17 protein-coding genes and 2 pseudogenes are annotated in these 20,930 nt (G+C 62.1%); 10 read left to right on the top strand and 9 right to left on the bottom strand.

Translation table 11 applies throughout. The features are described from left to right. Positions 1-155: 155 nt before the first annotated feature. From DFR50_RS17315 to DFR50_RS31475, 3 genes are all read right to left on the bottom strand, one after another. Positions 156-2,738 carry an HWE histidine kinase domain-containing protein gene (locus tag DFR50_RS17315; protein ID WP_210208947.1) on the bottom strand — a complete coding sequence of 861 codons (2,583 nt, stop codon included), beginning with the start codon at positions 2,736-2,738 and terminating at the stop codon, positions 156-158. Positions 2,739-3,385: 647 nt separating this feature from the next. Continuing rightward, a complete protein-coding gene (gene mgtA, locus DFR50_RS17310; RefSeq protein ID WP_113890526.1) occupies positions 3,386-6,046 on the bottom strand; it encodes a magnesium-translocating P-type ATPase in 2,661 nt (886 codons plus the stop codon). Positions 6,047-6,438: 392 nt separating this feature from the next. Beyond that, a complete protein-coding gene (locus DFR50_RS31475) occupies positions 6,439-7,278 on the bottom strand; it encodes a hypothetical protein (protein WP_147262798.1) in 840 nt (279 codons plus the stop codon). A gap of 717 nt (positions 7,279-7,995) precedes the next feature. On the opposite strand from DFR50_RS31475, the gene DFR50_RS31470 reads away from it, so the two are divergent. Next, positions 7,996-8,205, top strand: coding sequence for a hypothetical protein (locus tag DFR50_RS31470; protein ID WP_147262797.1), 210 nt, complete (start codon positions 7,996-7,998; stop codon positions 8,203-8,205). 437 nt (positions 8,206-8,642) lie between these two features. On the opposite strand, the gene DFR50_RS17300 is transcribed toward DFR50_RS31470, so the two are convergent. From DFR50_RS17300 to DFR50_RS17280, 5 genes and pseudogenes are all read right to left on the bottom strand, one after another. Next, positions 8,643-9,338, bottom strand: coding sequence for a VIT1/CCC1 transporter family protein (locus tag DFR50_RS17300; protein WP_113890524.1), 696 nt, complete (start codon positions 9,336-9,338; stop codon positions 8,643-8,645). Positions 9,339-9,552: 214 nt separating this feature from the next. Continuing rightward, positions 9,553-10,676: pseudogene (locus DFR50_RS17295) on the bottom strand (D-2-hydroxyacid dehydrogenase family protein). Continuing rightward, positions 10,651-12,033 carry an NAD-dependent succinate-semialdehyde dehydrogenase gene (locus DFR50_RS17290; protein WP_113890523.1) on the bottom strand — a complete coding sequence of 461 codons (1,383 nt, stop codon included), beginning with the start codon at positions 12,031-12,033 and terminating at the stop codon, positions 10,651-10,653. The pseudogene DFR50_RS17295 and the gene DFR50_RS17290 overlap by 26 nt, the downstream one beginning before the upstream one ends. A gap of 100 nt (positions 12,034-12,133) precedes the next feature. Further along, the gene (locus DFR50_RS17285; RefSeq protein WP_113890557.1) at positions 12,134-13,117 is read right to left on the bottom strand and encodes a zinc-dependent alcohol dehydrogenase family protein; all 984 of its coding nucleotides are present in this window, start codon (positions 13,115-13,117) and stop codon (positions 12,134-12,136) included. A 140-nt stretch (positions 13,118-13,257) separates the two neighbouring features. After that, positions 13,258-13,905: a BON domain-containing protein gene (locus tag DFR50_RS17280; protein WP_113890522.1), complete on the bottom strand. Its 648-nt coding sequence runs from the start codon at positions 13,903-13,905 to the stop codon at positions 13,258-13,260. Positions 13,906-14,246: 341 nt separating this feature from the next. On the opposite strand from DFR50_RS17280, the gene DFR50_RS17275 reads away from it, so the two are divergent. From DFR50_RS17275 to DFR50_RS17265, 4 genes and pseudogenes are all read left to right on the top strand, one after another. Further along, positions 14,247-14,636: a phasin family protein gene (locus DFR50_RS17275; RefSeq protein ID WP_113890521.1), complete on the top strand. Its 390-nt coding sequence runs from the start codon at positions 14,247-14,249 to the stop codon at positions 14,634-14,636. A gap of 171 nt (positions 14,637-14,807) precedes the next feature. Further along, positions 14,808-15,008: pseudogene (locus DFR50_RS33470) on the top strand (hypothetical protein); the annotation flags it as partial. A gap of 12 nt (positions 15,009-15,020) precedes the next feature. Then, positions 15,021-15,488 carry a hypothetical protein gene (locus DFR50_RS17270; protein WP_210208946.1) on the top strand — a complete coding sequence of 156 codons (468 nt, stop codon included), beginning with the start codon at positions 15,021-15,023 and terminating at the stop codon, positions 15,486-15,488. After that, a complete protein-coding gene (locus DFR50_RS17265) occupies positions 15,472-15,720 on the top strand; it encodes a hypothetical protein (protein WP_113890519.1) in 249 nt (82 codons plus the stop codon). Before DFR50_RS17270 ends, DFR50_RS17265 begins: the two co-directional genes overlap by 17 nt. Positions 15,721-15,814: 94 nt before the next feature. Here the strand turns inward: DFR50_RS17265 and DFR50_RS17260 are convergent, their stop codons facing one another. Beyond that, entirely contained in the window at positions 15,815-16,135 is a 321-nt protein-coding gene (locus DFR50_RS17260; protein WP_245427882.1) for a BLUF domain-containing protein, read from the bottom strand. Between the two features lie 302 nt (positions 16,136-16,437). Between DFR50_RS17260 and DFR50_RS17255 the strand changes: the two genes are divergently transcribed. The 5 genes from DFR50_RS17255 to istB all read left to right on the top strand — a co-directional run bounded on the left by DFR50_RS17255 (position 16,438) and on the right by istB (position 20,717). Then, a complete protein-coding gene (locus tag DFR50_RS17255) occupies positions 16,438-16,764 on the top strand; it encodes a type II toxin-antitoxin system TacA family antitoxin (protein ID WP_245427880.1) in 327 nt (108 codons plus the stop codon). Continuing rightward, positions 16,765-17,289 (top strand): GNAT family N-acetyltransferase, encoded by a 525-nt coding sequence (locus DFR50_RS17250; RefSeq protein WP_113890517.1) that lies wholly within the window; start codon positions 16,765-16,767, stop codon positions 17,287-17,289. After that, positions 17,286-17,531, top strand: coding sequence for a hypothetical protein (locus tag DFR50_RS31465; protein WP_147262796.1), 246 nt, complete (start codon positions 17,286-17,288; stop codon positions 17,529-17,531). Before DFR50_RS17250 ends, DFR50_RS31465 begins: the two co-directional genes overlap by 4 nt. Before the next feature lie 871 nt (positions 17,532-18,402). Beyond that, on the top strand, positions 18,403-19,911 hold the full coding sequence (gene istA, locus DFR50_RS17245) for an IS21 family transposase (protein WP_113890516.1): 1,509 nt from the start codon (positions 18,403-18,405) through the stop codon (positions 19,909-19,911). Further along, positions 19,908-20,717, top strand: a complete 810-nt coding sequence (gene istB, locus DFR50_RS17240) for an IS21-like element helper ATPase IstB (protein ID WP_113890515.1) — start codon at positions 19,908-19,910, stop codon at positions 20,715-20,717. Before istA ends, istB begins: the two co-directional genes overlap by 4 nt. Positions 20,718-20,930 lie beyond the last annotated feature (213 nt).

The following is a 20,930-nucleotide window of genomic DNA, read 5'->3' as shown; positions in this document are numbered from 1 at the left end:
CCATGGTCCCGTCGGACGCCCCTGATATCTTCTGCGTGAGATGCCGCCGTCTAAGCCATGGTCCGATAAAAAACGGCCGCCTCGATCCACGCTGGCGCGCTGCGCTCTATCGGTGGCATACGGCGGAAACGGGATTTAGGTCCTGGCGTCGAACCTCAGGGCAACATGTTTCGAATGCAGCGCTCGATATCCTCGACGCGGAAGGGCTTTCTCAAGATTTGCGCGCCCGCCAGCGAAGCGGGTAGGACGCTCGCGCCGTCGTAACCCGAGCTGAAAGCGAACGGGATCCCGCGCTCTTTCAGCAAGCTCGCGACGTCCCACGACATTTCGCCGTCGAGATTGACATCGAGGAATGCCGCGTCGAACGACTCGGTGCGGGCCAGATGCATGGCATGTGTCAAGCGGGTCGCCGGCCCGACAACGTCCCAACCCAAATCCTCGCACATCTCTTCGAGCGTAACGATGAGAAGATAGGAATCCTCGACAAGAAGCAGTCGGGGTCGCCGTGCGTTTTCGGCAGGCGCCTGATTGACCAAGTCGTCGACGGTTGGCGATTCGCTAGGACCGGCGGATTTCGTCACCACCGATGTCGGCGGCAGCGATACTTCGCAAACCACGCCGCCGCGGTCGTAGTGGATTTTCGCGGCGCCGCCTGTTTCTAGCGCCAGCGCGCGTTCGATGAGGCTGGATCCGAAGCCGCGTCGCGTTGGCGCCTCGACGGCCGGTCCGCCCGACTCTAGCCAAGTCAACTCCAAACCGTCATTTCTGTCGATCCAGCGCCAATTTACGTCGACGCGGCCGGACGATTTCGAAAGCGCGCCGAATTTGGCCGCGTTGGTCGCCAACTCGTGAAGGGCGAGCGACAGCGCCAGCGCCGATTTCGATGTGAGCACGGCGTTGGGGCCGCCGAACGCCACGTTCGCGCCCGTCTGGCTGTAGGGCTCGAGTTCCTCGCGCACCAAGGTTTCGATTGACACCCCTTCCCAACGGCTTTGCGTCAATAGGCTATGCGCCTTGGCCATCGCGTAAAGCCTTTTGTCGAGGCCGTGGACAAAGGACGTAAGCGATTCCGCGTGGCGGCTGGAATGGACCACCAGCGCCTGGATGTTGGCCAGCGTGTTCTTCACGCGGTGGTCCAGTTCGGCCATCATCAGTTTGTCCCGATCATGGGCCCTGGCGCGCTCGCGCGCCGCGACCTCAATCCGGCGCAGGATGATCTGCAGCAGCGAAACGCGCAGATCCAGCGCGGCGTCGAGCTCAGCTGGGGTCCATGCGATCGAGCGGCCGCGCACCGTCTGCTTCCAGGCGTCGAAGGACTTCCGTGGCAGCAGACGATCTGGGGTCGCGCCTGGTATTGCGGATTTGGCTGGATTGCCCGCCCATGACGTCGTTTCCAGGAGTTCGGGACGAAACCACAGGATGAGGTCCGAGGGATCTCGCGTTACCGAGATGACGAGGAGTCCGGAGCCGTGGGCCGAGAAGTCCTGGGCCGGCGCCCAGATCTCGCCGAGCCGATCGGTCGCGAAGACGCCGTCGCCCTCCGACATATGGGTCGTCAACCAGTCGCTCAGAGATTCGATCTGCGCCGGGTTCGGCGTCACACCCAGGAACGTCAACGCGCCGTCGACGCGCACCGCGACCCCACCCAGACTCTTGCCATCCGGCGACAAATCGCCGCCGTGAATGTAGTCCAGAAGATTGGGCGATTGTTTGGTCAGCCCGAGGGCGTAATCCTCGACATTGGCGAGATTGACCATCAGCTTTTGCAAGACCGCACGGCTTGCGAGCCGCGCGGCGAACTGTTCGCTTTTCTCGCGCGCCTCGATCTGGAGCGAAAAAATCGAACCGAACAATTCGCAAACCGCGCGCAGATGGCGGGGCAGTTGGCGCGGGCTATTGTGATGGCACGCAATGAGCCCCCAGAGCCTTCCATCCACGATGATCGAGATCGACATCGAGGCGCCGACGCCCATGTTGCGTAAATACTCGCGATGAATCGGCGAGACGTCGCGCAGGACGGCGTAGCTCATGTCGAGCGGCTTTCCGGACCTGGGATTAAACTCGGGAACGAGGGGCGCGGGATCGTAGTCGACCCGCGCGATCAATCGCAGCCACGATTTGAGGTAAAGAGCGCGCGCCTGTTTTGGTATATCCGCGGCGGGGTAGTGCAGGTCGAGAAACGGTTCGAGCTCGGGATCGCGGCTTTCCGCGATCACCCAACCCGAACCGTCTTCCATGAACCGGTAGATCATCACCCGATCGTAACGGGCGACGTGGCGCACGCTCTCGGTCGCCAATTGACACAATTTGTAAAGGGAGGCGGCCGATCCAAACCCCTCGACCATAAGCTGAACGGCCGCGAGTGGCTCCGCGGCGAAGGCATCGCTGATCTCCGCCGCCTCGAACTCGAGGACCAGGCCGCCATCGACGCGATGGGCGCTGGCGTCGAGCGGGACGCGGTTGCTGATGCGCAGCTGAGGATCCAGCAGATGCCTCGGCTTGACGAGGTCCGGCTCGCCGGCGAGACCGCGCAGCCGAAACACTTGCTCGGAAGAGAAAAGCCGCTCCGCCGGTTGTCCCAAGAGAGCGTCGACCGATAGACCAAGCAACGCTTCCGTGTCACCCGCCGCCTGCAGGACCTGCAAATCGACGCCGTCCAAAACCAGCATGGCGCCGTACGGAAGTATCGCTCCGGGGATATGGATCGGCTCTCGGTCACATGTGGTCAGGTCGGTCATGAGCGGGTCCCGATCTCGTGGCATGGCATTGCGTTGGCAGTGGCGGCCCAGGCAGGATTGTTCGGACTCTCGCGGGGGCCCGATCGCCTTGGCAATGAACCGACCGGAAGTGATGCCGCGGCGCACTTGGACTCGTCGGCCGCTCTTTTCGCTTCGCGTCCTGGCGCCACCGCCATTTGGGCTCCCAGCTTTGTCGAAAGCGATACGATGACTGGCATGAGGCACCCGGCCAAAATTGGGTGCTACCAGTGAGAGCAGTGGCGCCGCGAGACTCGGAATCTACTCATGCCGTGGTTCGCGGTGACGGAGTCGGATGGACCCAAAGCGCAGTCGCTCGAAAAATGCGGAGTGAGCATTCGGCCGGAGGCGTTTCACGGGTGGCTCTGGCTTGGCGGCTGAAGGCTGATTGACGTCGGTCCGCGACGTTCGATCGCGTAGTCGCGTAGAATGATAGCCCGCTAGAACCCATGCCGACTGAGCGATCCGCCGCGCAAGCGGCGCTCATGCGCGCTGCCGGCCACCTCACCGAGACGGAACGCATCTCCAACGCCGGCATCGGTCAGCCCCCTTTCCTCTTCCCTCGAAGACGACTGGAGGGCTGCTATGCCAGCATCAATGGCGCCCCCAGTAGAGGATGCGTTCTCGCTCTATTTCGCTGCGCTTGGTCGCGTTCCCGATGTGAAGCGATAGAATAGGAGCTTCGATATCTCGACCAGTCCGAGGTAAGCTAAGGTCGCAATCACCAGGAACACGAAGAAACTCGGCGGAGGCGCGACGAAACCAAACCAGACGCCCACACCCCAGGGGAGAAACGGAAGACCGATAGCCACGGCTACCGCCGCTATGTTCATGACGGTCAGAAACTCGCCCGGCTTGCTGCGAAAGAATAGCCGCCTCGTTCGGATACAAAAAACGACTAATGTCTGGGTCACTATCGATTCGATGAACCACCCGGTCTGGAACAGAGCCTCACCGGCGTGAAAGAAGAACAGCATCGCGTAAAAGGTAATGAAATCGAAGATTGAACTGACGGGACCGAAAACGAGCATGAAGCGTTCGATCAGTTTGATGTCCCACTTAATCGGGTTGACCACGGTCTCCGGGTCGACGTTGTCGAACGGAATCGCGACCTCGGAAATATTATAGATCAGATTGTTGAGCAAGATCTGGATCGGCAGCATCGGGAGGAAGGGCAGGATCAAGGTCGCGCCAGCCATGCTGAACATGTTGCCGAAATTCGAACTCGCGCCCATCAGCACGTACTTCGTCACGTTCTGGACCGCGGCGCGCCCAGCGGCGACAGCGTCGCCGACCACTGCGAGGTTCGGCTCCAACAAAATCAAATCGGCGGCGGCGCGAGCCACGTCGGCCGCGCCTTCGACCGAAATTCCGACATCGGCGGCGTGCAGCGCCGGCGCATCATTGATCCCATCGCCCAGGAATCCGACCACATCGCCGCGTCGCTTAATGGCCAGCAGGATGCGATGTTTCTGCTGCGGATTTATCCGGCAGAACAGATTGGTCCGGGGTAGCTGCCCGATCAGCGCCTCTTCAGAAATTCGGTCGAGCGCTTCCCCGGTCAGCACACCGGTGACCGGCACTCCGATCTCAGCAAACACATGGCGGGAGACCAGTTCATTGTCGCCTGTCACCAGCTTTACGGCGACGCCAGCCTTTTCCAGGTCCCGGATCGTCGCGCCCGCGCTCGCTTTCGGGGGATCCAGGAAGACCGCGAAACCGGCGAAAACCATATCGGTTTCATCGGTGATCACCGCGCGATCCTGGTTCGCAGTGGCGGCGGTCGAATCCGCCAGCCGGCTCGCGATACCTAGCGCGCGGAAGCCTTGAGCACCCAGTCCATCGAGGGTCGCCTGAATGTCGGCGCGCCTATCGGCGTTGAGACCCTTCACCACGCCGTCGGCGTCCTGATATTGCTTGGACAGGCGAAGCATATCCTCGGGCGCGCCCTTGACGAACAAGCCGCGCTTCCCGCCGTGCTCCACCAGAACCGAAACTCGCCGCCGTTCGAAATCGAATGGCGCCTCGTCGATCTTTTTGAAGCCTGCCATGTCGAACGGACGAGCGGACAGGATCGCCTCGTCCAACGGGCTCTTTATGCCCGTCTCGAACTTGCTGTTGACATAGGCGTAGGAAAAGGCGTTCGGGCTCTCGGCGCCGCTGCCGTCGATCACGCGCAGCAGCTTGATCTTCGCTTCCGTCAGCGTCCCCGTTTTGTCGGTGCATAGAACATTCATGGCGCCGACGTCGTGGATCGCGGACAAGCGCTTCACGATCACCTTCCGCTTGGCCATCTGCATGGCCGAGCGGGCGAGCGTGACCGTAACGATCATTGGCAGCAACTCCGGCGTCAGACCGACGGCGAGGGCGACAGCGAACAGTATCGATTCCAGTACCGGCCGTGCGAGCCAGACGTTCACGGCGAGCACGAACACGATCAGCACCACCGTGAAGCGCATGATCAGCATGCTGAAGCGACGAATACCGAGGGCGAAGTCGGTCGCCGGCGGTTTCTCCGCCAGGCTGGTCGCAAGCTGGCCGAGCGCCGACCTGCTGCCGGTCCGGCAGATCAGGATAGTCGCGGTTCCGCTAATGACGGAGGTGCCCGCGAATACGACATTGGACGCGCCCGCCGGGTTTTCCTCGCCGGATGCGGTGTCGCTGACGGATTTCTCGGCCGGATAGGGTTCACCGGTCAGCAGAGCCTGGTTGACGTAGAGGTCTCGGCTTTCGAGCAAACGCGAATCCGCCGGAACGAGATCGCCGGCAACCAATTCGACGATATCGCCGGGCGCCAATTGGCTGATCGGAACCGAGACCGCAACGCCGTCACGCCTGACGGTCGCCTGCACGGACACCGACGCCCGCAGGGACGCGACCGCATTTTGGGCCCGTACGTCCTGGACGAAATCAAATACGACGCTCAACATCACGATGACCGCGATGACGACGAAGCTAGCCGCGCCGCCGGTTACCGCGGACACTCCGCTTGCGATCAGGAGGATGATGATCAGCGGATTTTCAAAACGGACGAGGAACTGTCGCCAGAGCGGTACGGTTTTGACGTCCGAGGCGTCGTTCGCGCCATAGAGGGCGAGTCGGGACCGAGATTCCGCTGTCGTCAGACCGCCAATTTTCGTCTTCAGCCGAGCCAACAAGCGGCTCGCTGATTCCTGCCAAATCTGATCTGGCCCGGGCTCGCCGGACCCGACAGCCGCCGGCGCAACGGGCGCGGCAGCGGTAGGGGGCGGAGGAATGACTGCCTTATTGTCGATTTCGAGGAGGGTCATCTGATAGATCCTTGATCACGCGCGCTTCCGCCGTCTTGCCCGCGTCCGCCGTGGTCTCGGCAACATCGATTTTCGCTGCTCTGCGTGTGGGAACGTCCCGTGCGGCCGCGTTCTTCGCCCGCCACCAGAGAGGGACCGGTTCCCACGTCAACCGCATCCCGGGTTCCGCCGAAAGGATCGGAAACTACGCATGCCCGCGTCAAAGCGTCATATAGTCAGGGGCCGATTCCCTCGGGCGTGGCTGGGTGAAAGAGTTCCGTTCCGCGATCGTCCTCAGGCGATAAGGGACGCTTGAGATGTGCGGTCAGAGTTCTCCACTTGGCCAAGATCGAGTGAGAACACGGCGAGGTGAATCGCCGTATTCCCGCTGGTTCCGCATGGCCGTCGTAGGATCACGCGCGCAGCGCCTCTCGAGCCAGATCCAATAGCTGGGGAGGGGTGATGCTGGAGAGATCCGCGACAACTTGCCGAACGATGCGTCGATACGTTTCGCTGTGATGCGATTTCAGATATTCGGTCAGGTGATGCGCGGCGTCGCTCTTGCCGGTTCCATGGCCCACCACGACGATTCTGCCGCCCGCGGCTACTGCGTTAGCGATTTCCTCATAGTAGGCGGGCTCTTCGGGCGCTCGTTGGCCCTGCTCCCGCAATTGGTCCTTGTGCACGAGGTGATGCAGGAAGTGATGCGGATCATAGGGCCTTATGACATGTTCCGAAGCGTCATTGGACGTGACGTCGACCTGGAAGATTTTCGCCCCGTGATGATCCACGACGATGAGCAGATTTGGAGCGGTTGGATCGGGATGGGCGGCTGCTTGGGACGAGTGCTCGGGCGAGAATCCGGCTTGCATCAGGAAATGGCGAATATCCATCACCTCGGAGCTCGTAAGATCCTTGGTGTGGGGTTTGTGCATGACGTGACGTTTGCCCCCGACTTCAAAAGCAAACTCACTGTTGGCCTTCTCGTGGGCGTCGCCGATTTCTCCGATCAGTCCGACCACGTCGCTCCATTCGAGATTGTGTGCTGAAGGGTGACGGAAAATCGCTTCAAGCGTACGACGATGCGCACCCGTCACGGATGAGAGGTTTGTGGCGGCCGTGCTGCCGCTATTGGCTTTTTGGGATGCTTTCATGATGCTTTCCTGACCGCTCGCGGGCCGTTTCTCGAGGGCAGCAGTGTGCGAGCTGCCCGTCGATATCTCGAAGACAATACGGTCGCCGACCTGGTCCATCAGGTTCGGAAAATGCGTAAGCGTTCAAGCTGACGGATCCAGATCGAGGGAAGGCCTTCGGCCGTAGCCTTGACGAAAGAGCTTTGCCCTCAGACTTTTGAAATTCGAGGCGGGATTGATCTCGGCTTCGCGCTGCGCCCGCAAAATGACGCTCACATGCCATCGCCATGTCGAAACGTCGATTAAGTCGGTCTCTGCGTTCGGACCGCTCCTCGCTGGAGGTACGGGTACCGCATCGTGTTTGATCATGAGCATCTCATTTCTTCGTTGCAATGAGTTTCAATCCACGTTGGACGCGACTTAAGGACGTGCGAGCGCCACTACAAATGCTGCCTCGCATGTCTCGCGGTCGATAGAGTCGGAAAACACTCAGGCCGTCGGACCTGTTGGTGGGATTCTCGGGTTTGCCAAGCCAACGGGCGTCAGACTCAGGGTCTGTGCCCATCAGACAGCGGAGGAGGCGGTGGCTGGTTCGCGTGTCCGGACGCATCTGACAGGGCTGCCCGAACGATGAGCAAGTCCGCTACGATAGCGACGGCATCTTCCGAGGCGTTCAAAGCTTCGCGTGGCGGTCGCGCTTCCCTACGCCGCCGATTGCGAAGTCAGGCCGCTCGAATGGCCCGGTCCTATCGGGCAACGTCGGCATGAGTAGATTCCGGCTCTGGCGACCCTCCGATCAACGGTTCATTCAGATGATGTGCGAAGCAGGAGGCATGCATGGACTGGCGTCAAATCGCGAACGGCTGGAAGCAGCTCGTAGCCAAAGCATTCCCGCGTGGCGTTGCGCAGGAGATCGACTCCCAAGCCAATCGTTCAAAGCTTGCCGCCCTCTCCGGCGAGGATGAATACGACGAGGGGCGAATTACGCCCTATATCCCTGACAACCACTGCGAACGAAACGATTCATCGCTACACTTGAGCTGCTAGCGATCTCGCGCGAGAAGCGGGCGGTTTGCTTCAATCCCGCTTTCTCCATTTCGCTCACGAGCGCGAACGCGCACCGTCGCTTTCGTGGAGGACGCGTTGTCCAAGCGTATGCGCGAGCCCCGATCGCCAACCGCAGCCGGAAGGGCCTCGAGGACCATCAGGAGTCCGCCACAAGGGACACCCGGACGAACAGAACATTTGCGAGCAGGGCGACACGGCCAATATCAAGCAAAACACGACGAACAAGGGCTACTTGCGCGGGAGACGGATGAAATAACCCTCCGGACGATCTGACATAGGCGTTCGCGCTTCGCTCTCATCAACTCGCTCGCGGAACTCGCCTCGAGGGCCTATCTGGGGTTCGAAGCGGCGGCCTGGACGCGAGATTTGCCCCCGAGGCTGGCGAGAGGAGGTGCGCATATTCGCTTCGATTGATCTCAAACAATCGTTCCGAACAATGCGCCGGCGCCCGCCGTGACGCCCATCGCCAGCGCGCCCCAGAAGGTGACCCGCAAGGCGCCTGGCGCCATCCGCGCGCCGCCCGTCCGCGCCGCCAGTGCTCCCAGGGCCGCCAGTACGACAAGTGACGACGCCGGGACGGCGTAAAGGACACTCGCCTGCGGAGCCAACGCCGCCACGATCAGCGGCATGGCCGCCCCGAGAATGAAACTCGCCGCTGACGCCAGCGCAGCCTGGATCGGACGAGCTTCCAGAGTCGGCGTGATGCCGAGCTCGTCGCGCGCATGCGCGCCAAGGGCGTCATGCGCCATGAGCTGATCGGCGACCTTTTCTGCGAGCGCGTGATCGAGGCCGCGATCAACGTAGATTTCCGCCAACTCTTCGTGCTCGCCTTTGTCGTTCGTTCGAAGCTCCGTGCGTTCGAGCGCAAGGTCGGCGTCCTCGGTGTCCTTCTGCGAATGCACCGATACATACTCGCCCGCAGCCATTGACATGGCGCCAGCGACCAGGGCGGCGAAGCCGGCGATGAGGACGCTGCTGCGGCTTCCGTGCGCCGCGGCGACGCCCAACACCAGGCTCGCGGTTGATAGAAGGCCATCGTTCGCTCCAAGGACCGCCGCACGCAGCCACCCGGTGCGCCCCGCTCGGTGGCGTTCGATCTGTCGGACATGCATGTTACTCGCGCCTCGCAATGAGAATGGACTAGCGCTCGACAAACGCGATCGCTGGTTTCAGGGGCCGCAGCCGCGACCCCGACAGCCGAGGTGATCGTTACAGCGTCCACGCCCGAAGGTGTTGGGCTGGTCCGATCGCTCGAGCGACCACGCTCTTGTTAAACGCTGCAAGGAGTGATTTCTGAGGCTGTCGTCACGCGCCAAGATGCGTCCTCTATGGCGGGTTCAAAACCCGGATAGGTTTGCCATCCAGGAAGGCCTCGGCATTCTCGACGCTCCGAGGATAGAAATCGTGCCATGTCTCGGCGACCCCGTACCCAAGATGGGGCGTAAGCAGCGTATGACCTGAACCGCGAAAAGGATGGTCCAAGGGTAGCGGCTCTTTGTCGTAAACGTCGAGCGCTGCAATGATCTTGCCAGCTTTGACGGCGGCGATGAGACCGGGCTCGTCGATCAAAGGGCCCGCGAGGTGTTGATCAGAATGGCGCCCTGCTTCATTCGCCCAACATCCTCGGCCCCGATGATGCCGCGGGTTCGAGGCGAGAGCACCATGTGCACGGAGATGGCGTCCGAACTGGCGATGAGATTCGATTTGCTGACGAGGCGGGCGCCGGCCTCACGAGCCTTGGTTTCGGTCAGGTTCGGACTCCAGGCGATCACGTTCATGTCGAGCGCCGCTGCGTATCGCGCCATGCGGGCGCCGAGGCGCCCGAGTCCCACGATGCCGAGGATCTTGCCGGCGAGGCCTAAGCCCACGGGCACGCCGCGTTGGAAGCCGCCGGCGCGCATGGTCCTATCAGCTGTCGGGATGGCGCGGGCCGCGGCGATCAACAGGCCAAGCGCCAGTTCGGCCGTCGCGAAGGGCGCGCCGGGAGCACCGGCCGTGTTGCAGACCGTGATACTCCTACGAGTGCAAGCCGTGACGTCCAGCAGCGCATTGGAAGCGCCGGTGACGCTGATCATGCGCAGTTTGGGTAGACGAAAGAGGAGTGTTTCCGGAAAGGCCGTGCGCTCCCGCATCGTGAGAAGAATGTCGAAATCCGCGAGCGCGACGGCAGCTTCGTCCTCCGTTGCAAAAGCCTCGGCGAAGAACACCAAATCGGCGCGAGCGGCCAGTTTCGACCAATCGGCGCTGCTCCGCGCGACGTCTTGCCAATCATCGAGGATTGCAATCTTTGTTGTGATGGGGACCTCCTCTTCGCGTGGAGCGGCGTGGCAGAACTTGACGCCGTCCGGATCATTGGGTCGCACATCGATCGCGACGACGAGCGCCGCAGCGCGTCTATAAGCGCGCCGGCAGGGCGTCCTCGCTTCACACAGGCGCTTCGGCCTCGACATGGCGGACCAGCTTCTTGTTCACGAACTGCTGGATGCCCATGTCGCCGAGTTCGCGGCCGTATCCGGAGTGGTTGATGCCGCCGAACGGCAATTCGGCGTCGGACCAAGATATGTTGTTGATGAACACCATGCCCGTCTCGATCCGGCTCGCCACCCGCTTGCCGCGCGCAAGGTCCTTGGTGAAGACGGAGCCGCCCAATCCGAAGTCGGAGTCATTGGCGAGCGCAATCGCCGCGTCCTCGTCTTTGACCCTGAAGAACATTGCGACTGGGCCAAAGAACTCGTCACGGAAGGCTGGGTTCTCTGGCTTGACGTCCGTCAGAATCGTCGGCTGCATGAACGATCCGGGGCGCTCGAAGCGCTTGCCGCCAATCAGGACTCTCGCGCCGTGGGAGACCGCTGTTTCGACCTGCTTCAAGAGGTCGATTAGCGCCGATTCCGACGACAACGGGCCGAGAGTCGTCTTCTCGTCCAGCGGATCTCCCGGGTTCAGGGCCGCGAGCGCCGTCTTGAATTTCTCCAAAAACGTGTCCGCGAGGCTGTCGACAACGATGAACCGCTTTGCCGCGCAGCAGGTTTGCCCGGTGTTGTACATGCGCCCCCAAACAGCCCACTTGATCGCATGTTCGAGATCGGCGTCATCGAGGACGATGAAGGCGTCGCTGCCGCCGAGTTCCATCGACGAGGGCTTCAGGTTCTGTCCTGCTCTCGCCGCGATGCTCTGGCCTGCTGCGACGCTGCCGGTCAGGGCTACGCCCTTGATCCGGGAGTCGTCCACGACCCGATCGGACTGATCATGCGAGATCAGAAGATTGGTGTAGAGCCCGACGGGGGCGCCCGCCTCGACCCAAAGCCTCTCAAAGGCGATCCCGCATTGCGGCACGATCCCGGCATGCTTCACCAACAGGACGTTGCCCGCCATCAGATGCGGACCGGCGACGCGGGCGAGTTGGTAGTACGGAAAGTTCCAAGGCTCGACGCAGAAAATGACGCCGAGCGGGCTCATCTCCATATGGCCCTCGCCAAGACCCGGATGGAGTTCGACATCCGCCAGGAAGCGCTCGGCGTTCTTGGCGTAGTAGGCGAGGATGGTCGCGCTGAATTCGACCTCTCCGCGCGCCTCATGGATGCGCTTGCCCATCTCGAGCGTCATGACGTGCGCCAGTTCCTCGACCCTCTCGTGCATGAGGGCCGCTGCCTTGGCGACGATTTTCGCTCGTTCTCGGTACGTCTTGCGCTTCCAGGTGTCGAAGCACCCCGCAGCGGCTGCAATCTTGCCCTCGAGTTCTTTGTCGGTCAGTTCCTCGAAAGTCTTCAGCACTTTGCCGTCAGCGGGGTTGACGCTTTGGTAGCTCATGGCTTTACCCTTCCGTTTTATCGCGCGGGGCCGCGCGATCAGGCTTTTGGCGACTTTGAGCGTCGGCGTGGCGAATCGTGTCGTCGGCGCAGGCAGGAATTCACGGTATCAGCACCGCGGCTCCGTCGAACTTGCCGGCCCGCAGATCGGCCAACGCCTGATTGGCCTCCTGAAGAGGGTAGGTCGTCGTTTTGACGGCGATGCCGATCTGGGGAGCCTGCGCAAGAAAATCGATCCCGTCCTGCCGTGTCAGGTTGGCGACGGAGACTAGCTGCCGCTCTTCCCACAGGACCTCATAGGGAAAGCTGGGGATATCGCTCATGTGAATTCCGGCGCAGACGGCACGCGAGCCCTTTCGGACCGCCTTGAGCGCCAGCGGCGCCAGAGCGCCGACGGTCGCATAGATGATCGCTGCGTCCAGCTTCTCGGGCGGCGTCTCGTCGGACCCGCCCGCCCACACTGCGCCAAGGCTCTTGGCGAACTCCTGTGTGCCGACGTCTCCAGGCCGGGTGAAGGCGAACACCTCCCGGCCTTGCCATCTGGCGACCTGCGCCACAATGTGCCCGGCGGCGCCGAAGCCGTAGATTCCGAGCTTCCTGCCCTTGCCCGCTATCCTCAGAGAGCGCCAGCCGATCAAGCCGGCGCATAACAGAGGCGCGAGCTCGACGTCGCTTCCCGTCTCGCCGAGGGGAAACGCAAATCGCGCATCGGCGATCGCCGCGGTAGCGTAGCCCCCGTCGCGCGTGTAGCCGGTGAACAGGGGGTGGTCGCACAGGTTCTCCTGGTGCTCCAGGCAATACGGACACGCGCCATCGACGTGGCCGAGCCATGGAATGCCGACCCTCTCCCCTACCCTCAAACTCGTGACGCCTTTCCCGATCTCATCGATCCGTCCGACGATCTCGTGGCCAGGGATGATCGGCGACTTGGCGTTCGGCAACTCGCCGTCGACCACATGCAAGTCTGTGCGGCAGACGCCGCAGGCGAGCACATGCACTCTGATCTCGCCGGGGCCGGGATGCGGGTCGGCCAGCTCCGTCCATTCGAGCGGCGTGTGCGGCTTTTTGAGCACCATCGCCTTCATCAAATTGCCCTCAGGCTCCTGCCGGAGCCGCATTGACTCAAGTGCGTTCGATGGCTCGCGTCAGGGAGTGGTGGCCGGGCGAGCATCTGCAGTTGTCCCGCCCGCCAACCGGGTTCGATAGTTGGCGGGAAATAAGCTCTTCAGCTGACGGTGATGTCGTTCTGCACAGAGGTCGTTCCTGGTGCGGCCCAGGCGGTAGAGCCTGCTTCCTCCCGTTCGAACGATGTGTCGACTGTGCCGCTCAGCGTCACCTTCCCACCCTCGGCGGTCACGTCGATCGTTGCACGGTCGACCCATGACCGGTCCAATGCGACCATGATATTGTCGCGAATGTTGGATGCGTTCGGCTTCGGCTTGATGGCGATATCGTTGGAAACCCCGGTGACGCCCCAGAGCCTGCGAACGTCGTTTTCGGCGGCGTCTTGCTGGTAGTGCCAGTCGACTTCGCCGGTCAAGGTGACCCAACCTTTTTCGACCTTCGCCTTCACGGCCCCCTTTGGAAATGCTGAGTCCCATTGCAACCGATTGGCTACCGCGGAGGCGATTTCCTCATCGCCGTGTTTGACATTGAAGGGCAGCCGGACCTCGATTTCCTCGGCGACAGACCTGACCTCGTTGACCCGACGCGCCGCCCTCTCCGCTGCGGATTTCTCAGCGAAATTTTCGACGTGCCCCATAAGCGTTACGATGCCGTTTTTCGCGGCGACTCCGATATGGGCGGCATTTACGCTCGGCTCCCACTGCAGCTCGTCGAGCACGGCCTGTTTTAGGCGCTGGTCGTCAGACATGGCCTTCTCCTGTTCGAGATCGGATCGATGACGTGGCATAAGCTCACCCCTAAATCCGTTACGAAGGGCGACGGCGCATGGATAGGCTCGGAAAGTACCCAGCCGTCCTTGGAAACGGCATTTGCGAAGTTGCGGACGGCTTCGACGCCCGAGGGAACGACCGTCCACGGTGTCGAGCGAAGCCCCGGCGCCATGGGCGCAGGTCTTCAACACGCTAAGGCCGGGCGACCTGACCTCGGCGTCGCGGACCGGGAGTGGGTAGTTTCCGAGTCTTGCAGCCTTTTCGCCGCACGTTAGCGTCGGGGGTCGAAACCGGCCCTGTTATTGAAGGACGTCCAGCTATGGCCAATCCGATCGTTGAGAACATCGCCAAAACCAATGCCGAGATCGCCAAGAGCAGCCGGGCTGCAGAAGCCGTCATGAAAGGCGGCGCCGCGGCTCTGACCGAGAGCGGCAATGCATCGAGGGCAGCTCTTCAGGAGTTGACAAAAGCGTATCAGGAACTGGCGACAAAAAACGCCAAGAATCTGACCACCGCGATTCAGGCGATATCCGCCGTCAAAAGCCCGACAGAGTTCATCGAGTTGCAGCAGAAACTCATCAAGGACGGCGTCGAAGCCGCCGTCAGCGATAGTCGTCTAATAGCTCAGTTGACCACTTCCGTTTTTACTGCCGCCTTCGCTCCTGTGAAAAAGCAGTTCGATTCGATGCAGAAGACCGCGCAAATCTAACGTCGCGGGAGCTTGTCCTCGGCTGCGTGGCGGACGGCCGTGGTCGTCCGCCACGGGGTCCCGATCACCAACCCCGGCGCGAGCGATCATTCCGGGCCGATTGAAATCGGGTTTGCGCCGTCAGAAAGGCTTGACCGACCCAATTAGGGCCAGCCCTCGACCGATCTTCTCATGAGAAAACCCTCATCGCCAGATACGATGGGTCACATGCCGTCCTCCGCCCGTCGCCGCCAGTTAAAACCCACGAGGGCGCTATCAGGAGGGACCCGTACCATGTTGTTTGCCGCTAGTGGTTTACGCGGATGCCCCGTGCGGGCAGGGGACGGACTCGCCGGCTCTGTCAAGGACCTCCTGTTCGACGACCGCAGTTGGAAAGTCCGCTGGATGGTCGTTGACACCGGACACTGGTTGCCCGGTCGACAGATATTGGTCCATCCCTCGGCAATCGCTCCGTTGGACCTCGCCCTTCCGGTAAAGCGCGTTCTGCCAATGATGAGTACGGGAGACACGCTGGTCGTGTCCGTTCGGCTGACCAAGGAGCAGATCGAGGCCGGCCCGGATGCGCGCCAAGATGAGCCGGTGACGAAGCAAATGGAGTCCGACGTCTACGACCATTATGGATGGGATCCAGCGTGGGGATCGACGTACTTTGGCGCAAGCGACATCGCTGCGCCGCTTTTGCAGCCGCTGATCTTTTCGGAGAACGCAGCGCGTCAGGAGTCAGATAGGGAAAGCCATCGCAGCGAGGGCGATCCGCATCTTCGCAGTGTCGCTTCTGTCAACGGCTATCACGTCCACGCAACGGACGGCGACCTCGGCCACGTGGAGAATCTCCTTGGCCGACGACGTTAAATGGGACATCCGCTATCTCGTCATTGCTACCCGGGACTGGTGGCCGGGAAAGCATGTCCGACTTGCGCCGTTTGCGGTGAAAGACATCGACTGGTCCGAACATCGAGTCAATGTCGAGGTCACGCGCGATAAGGTGAAATCCGCCCCGTCCTGGGATCCGCTGGCCCTGGAGGACCAACTCAGCGAGCAACAATTACACCGCCATTTCGGCTGGCCGGGTTACGGCTGGTAGCACGAGCTGAAGTTGGCGGACGTCGATTGAGCGGAGTGCGCCAAGGCTCTGTATGGCGGAGCGCAAAGCGACCGAGCCGCAATAGCGGCGTCTGTCAGGCGGGTTCGCGGGCCAGGCGCTCAAAAATTGCGACGGCCTCAGCCTCCGTCGCGCGATTGATTGCGTCGGCATCCACCTCCGCCTGGTTCCACATCCACGATCGCGCGGGATCGTTGCGCATCGCCCAGCCCGGAAACAGTCTCTCGGTAACGTTGCGGCGGCAGAGCAGTTTGACCTCCAGGTGACGACGATCCCTCTGGATTCGTTGATACGAAGTGTCGACCTTTTCTCGCGGTCCTTGAGCAACTGCAGATACAAATCGCTGCGGCAGATCAGCGCCCCGGTAATGCCATCGCGATTGTTGCGCTTCGCGCAACCGTCAGGATTGCGACGAGGGTGCCTTCGTCGAAATCGAACGGGCGTGAGGCGTAGATAAGTTGGATCATCGGCATCTGCACACTCCTTTCGCCGGCTCTTGTGCGTAATCGGATCAGCCACGTTTTTTTGAGAAGAGGAAGAATCGCCCAGTTTGACATCGCTACCAGCTGCGCGGGCCTGCTCGAACTCTCATCGCTCGGCCCGAGGCGGCCGGGCCGAGATGCTTGAGCGATTTGCCCGGCGAGAACCGATGACCTGCGGGACGACGACAATCGACAGCGCCTTGAAATGTTAGTCCGTTTGACGTACATATTTGGCTGGAGGCGTTCCATGGCCACAACAGCAAAGCGCGATCGGCGATTTCGAGAGGAGCGGCTCGGCTTTCGCGTCGACGAACCGACCAAGGCTCTGATCGAGCGGGCGGCCCAACTCGAGCGACGCAAGCTGACGGACTTCTGCATGACGGCGCTTACGGATGCCGCCCGGCGGACTATCGCCGCGCATGAGACGCTCGTCCTGTCTGAACGGGACCGGGCTGTCTTCTTCGACGTCCTGGTCGCTCCCCCTGCCCCGAGCGAGCGATTGCAGCGGGCGTTCGCGGATCATAAGCGCCGGGTTGCCCGGTGAATGGCCAAGAAGAGATCCGGGGAATTTCGGGTCGCGCTCCTCGACGAGCAGCATGATCGCGACAGCTTCACTTGTGGCGCTGAAGGCCTGGATCGCTATCTCAAGACTCAAGCCGGGCAGGACGTCCGCCGGAAGGCGAACGCCGTGTTCGTCCTGACCGAGGTCGCCGAACCGGCCCGTATCCTGGGCTACTACACCCTTGCCGCTATGGCGGTGTCGCAGGGCGACGTTCCAGAGGCGGCTCGAAAGCACATCCCTCGCTATCCGCTCGTGAGCGCGACCTTGATCGGTCGACTGGCCGTGGCGACGGAGCGCCAAGGACAGCGTCTGGGTGCGGTTCTTCTCGCAGATGCGCTGCAGCGGGCGTTCGAGAGCGCCAGCACCGTGGGATCCTCGATGGTGGTCGTCGACGCACTCGACGAAGCGGCGGCCGGCTTCTACGCGGCGCACGGGTTCGTCAGATTGCCCGACTCGCTGCGGCTCGTGCTGCCGATGCGCCTCGCAGGCGGGAAGACCCAACGATGAGCTTCGCCGTGTGGCTCGCCCTCGGCGCCGGAGGCGATCCCGCCGCCGTCGGCCGCGGACCGCACGTATTTGAGCATCCGAGCATGTTCGACAAGAACCTGCCGAAGCGAGTGCTCCCTGAGCCGAACTCGATTTCGATGACGTCCTCTCGTCGCCGGAAAGGAACTTCCCTCATCTACTCCCGTATTTATCCTCATCGGCTGCGCTTTGCGGATTGGACACAGAGGGAAGAAAAAGGATGATGACGCTGCTTTGGCTTTGGCTAATCCTGGCCCCTTCGGTCTGGTTTGTCGCAATGAGCCGTGAGCCGACCTTTACAAAGGTGATATCGATGACAAGCCCTGTTGGTCGCACGTCCTCCTCGGGTGAGGCCCGAACAACCGAGTGAGTCAGCGGTGTTAAGTGGTCGCCGCGAACCGGCGGACCATTTCGGGTAACCGGGTCGAGTTGCGCCTCAGCGTATCCCCAGACGCGACATCGCCCGCTGCCAGTCGTCTCTCAGATCGAGCTCCGGCTGCGAGATCGTGCGCGGTACGCAAAGTTTGTGGGATGCCCGCAACTAGGCCCGCAGACAGAAGCGGCGCGCGGCAGTCAGTTCAGCCTTGCGCGGCCCCCCGAGTTGCGCAGCTAGCGGCGATGCCCGACGCCGATCCCTGTCACCAGCGCCTTTTGCCTGATGGCGCCTTCCGTCCTCTTCATCGCCTTCGCGATCTTTGACCCGGCGTCCTCGCTTTCGAGTGGACCTTGAGTTCGCGCACGTCCTCTTTTGTCCAAGGAGTGCGATGCGCGGTCTTCTTTCTGGGCATCTTTTTGCTGTTTCCTTCGCAGAGTGTAGTCGATGCAAGCTGGACCTGTAGCGATCTCATCGCAAGGGTGGGCGACCCCAGAAGGGGCCGGCGACTCCGCGTGAGTCGCCGGCCCCTTGCGGCGCGACAATCAGGATGAGAATGGCGCGACAATCAGGATGAGAATGCGCCGCCCCGGGGATTGCGAAGGAAGGGCGTAGCCCGACCGTAGAAATCCCCGGGGCGGCGGCGAGCGCCCAAGTGGCCTCGTCTGGCGGTCACGGCGGTTGGAATAGCATCGGGCTTCTCTGTCGAGAGGACCGACGTTTTGCCCGGCCGACACGTCACCGATCGTCAGATGAGGCTATTCATGAACTTGCGTCGCAACCATTCGCCGGCGATTGCCGGCGCGAAGTCCGGATTCAGCACGGCAACCGGCTACCGGTTCGAAACGGATCCCCGGCTTCCCAGCCAGAAGAAGGCGCGCCGAGAACGACGGCGAGCCGATCCCTTCGCCGATGTTTGGGACAATGAAGTCGTCCCGATGTTGAAGGCGGCGCCCGGACTGAGACCGATCGCCGTTTTCGAAGAACTCTGCCGCCGCCATCCAGACCTCGGCGCCGGAACGCGGCGAACCCTCGAGCGCCGCATCCGGGTTTGGCGGGCGGTGAACGGCCCGGATCGGGAGGTCATCTTTCGCCAGGAGCATCCGCCGGGCCGGATGGGACTGTCGGATTTCACGGAAGTGGACGATCTCGGCGTCACCATCGCCGGCCAAATCCTAGACTGCCGACTTTATCACTTCCGCTTGCCGTTCTCGGGCTTCGAACACGCTCATGTCGTGCTCGGCGGCGAAAGCTTCGTCGCGCTGGCGGAAGGGCTCCAGAACGCCCTGTGGGCGCTGGGCGGCGTTCCCGAGCAACATCGCAGCGACAGTCTCTCGGCGGCCTTCCGTAATCTCGACGCCGACGCCAGGGAGGATTTGACGAAGCGCTACGAAGCGTTCTGCGCTCATTACGGCATGACGCCGACCCGCAACAATCCCGGCGTCAGCCACGAGAACGGTTCGATCGAGAGCGCCCACGGCCATCTCAAGAGAGCGCTCGCCGACGCTCTCATGCTGCGCGCCTCGCGCGACTTTGACGATCTTCCGGCATGGCGCGGTTTCGTCGACGACATCGTTGGCCGCGGCAACCTCCGCAACGCCAAGCGCATCGATCAAGAGCGGATGGCGTTGAACAAGCTGCCGGTCCGCAAGACCGCCGATTACGAGGAGGTCAACGTCGACGTCACCAGCTCCAGCGCCTTCACGCTGCGCAAGGTGTTCTACTCGGTTCCCTCGCGACTGATCGGCCATCGGCTGCGGGTGCGCCTTTATGACGATCGGCTCGAATGCTTCCAGGGCTCGACGCCTATCGTCATCTTGCGGCGCGGTCGGCCCCAGCCGAACGGCAAACATGGCCATGTCGTCGACTATCGTCACGTCATCCACTCCCTGCGCCGCAAGCCGATGGCGCTGCTCAATCTGGTCTATCGCGATCAACTCTTTCCCCGCCGAGCCTTTGCCCTGGCGTTCGACGCCTTGCTCGCCGATCTCGGTGAGAGACCCGCTTGCCGCGCCATGGTGGGGATACTCGCGCTCGCCCACGAGCGCGCCTGCGAGGCCGAACTCGCCCTCGCGTTGCAGGCTGCTCTCGACGACGGCGGCCTTCCCGATCTCGCTGCGCTGATCGAACGCTTCCGGCCAAAGGACGCCCCATTGCCTGTCGTCGTCGTCAAGCTGCCCTCTCTCGCCATCTACGATCAGATCGCGACAGGCGTTGGAGAAGCGGCATGAAGGCGACCGACAAGATCGACGCCGCGCGCGTCGACCTGCTGCTCGGCGAGCTGCGACTGCCCGGCATCAAGCTGATCTGGGCCGCCCTGGCGGCGACCGCCGACAAGGAAGGCTGGCCTGCCGCCCGCTTCCTGGCGGCCCTCGCCGAACAGGAGATGGTGGAGCGAAACCGCCGCCGCTTCGAACGGCATCTGGAGGAAGCGCGATTGCCGCCCGGAAAGACCCTCGACACCTTCGACTTCACCGCGGTGCCGATGATCTCGAAGGCGCAGGTGCAAGCGCTCGCGGCCGGCGACGCCTGGCTCGAAAGGGGAGCCAATCTGTTGTGCTTCGGGCCGCCCGGCGCCGGGAAATCCCATCTCGCGGCGGCGCTCAGTTTGGCCTTGATCGAGAAGGGCTGGCGCGTCCTGTTCACCCGTACCACCGACCTTGTGCAAAAGCTTCAAATCGCGCGCCGCGATCTCGCCCTCGAAGCCGCGATCGCCAAACTCGACAAATATCATCTGCTGGTCCTCGATGATCTGGCCTATGTCACCAAGGACCAGGCGGAGACGAGCGTGCTGTTCGAACTGATCAGCGCGCGATACGAGCGCCGATCCATGCTCATCACCGCCAACCAGCCCTTCGGCGAATGGGGAAAAGTCTTCTCCGACCAAGCGATGACGCTCGCCGCCATCGATCGTATCGTGCACCACGCAACGATCCTCGAAATGAACGTCGACAGCTATCGTCGAAAGGAAGCCATCGACCAAGCACGCGGGGCGGGACGCCCGCCGACACGCGCGACAATCAAAGGATCACGATGATTGTCGCGCCGCGACAATCAGACCATCTCTCAACGAAATAGCGCTTGCGTTATCGTCGCGCCGCGACAATCATCACCTCGCCGCGACCGCCAAAATAGCCATCCTGTTTGTCGCTGCTTTTTCCCATCCAGATTGTCGCGCTACACCGCGTGCAACCGCAAAGCCTGAGTTTCGCCCGCAAGGCGAGCCACGGCAAGTCGAGCGCCATTTGTG

Origin of the sequence: Roseiarcus fermentans, assembly GCF_003315135.1 — a bacterium.
GTDB lineage: Bacteria > Pseudomonadota > Alphaproteobacteria > Rhizobiales > Beijerinckiaceae > Roseiarcus > Roseiarcus fermentans.
The sequence above is the reverse complement of the archived record's forward strand: the minus strand, read 5'-3'. Positions and strand labels throughout refer to the sequence as shown.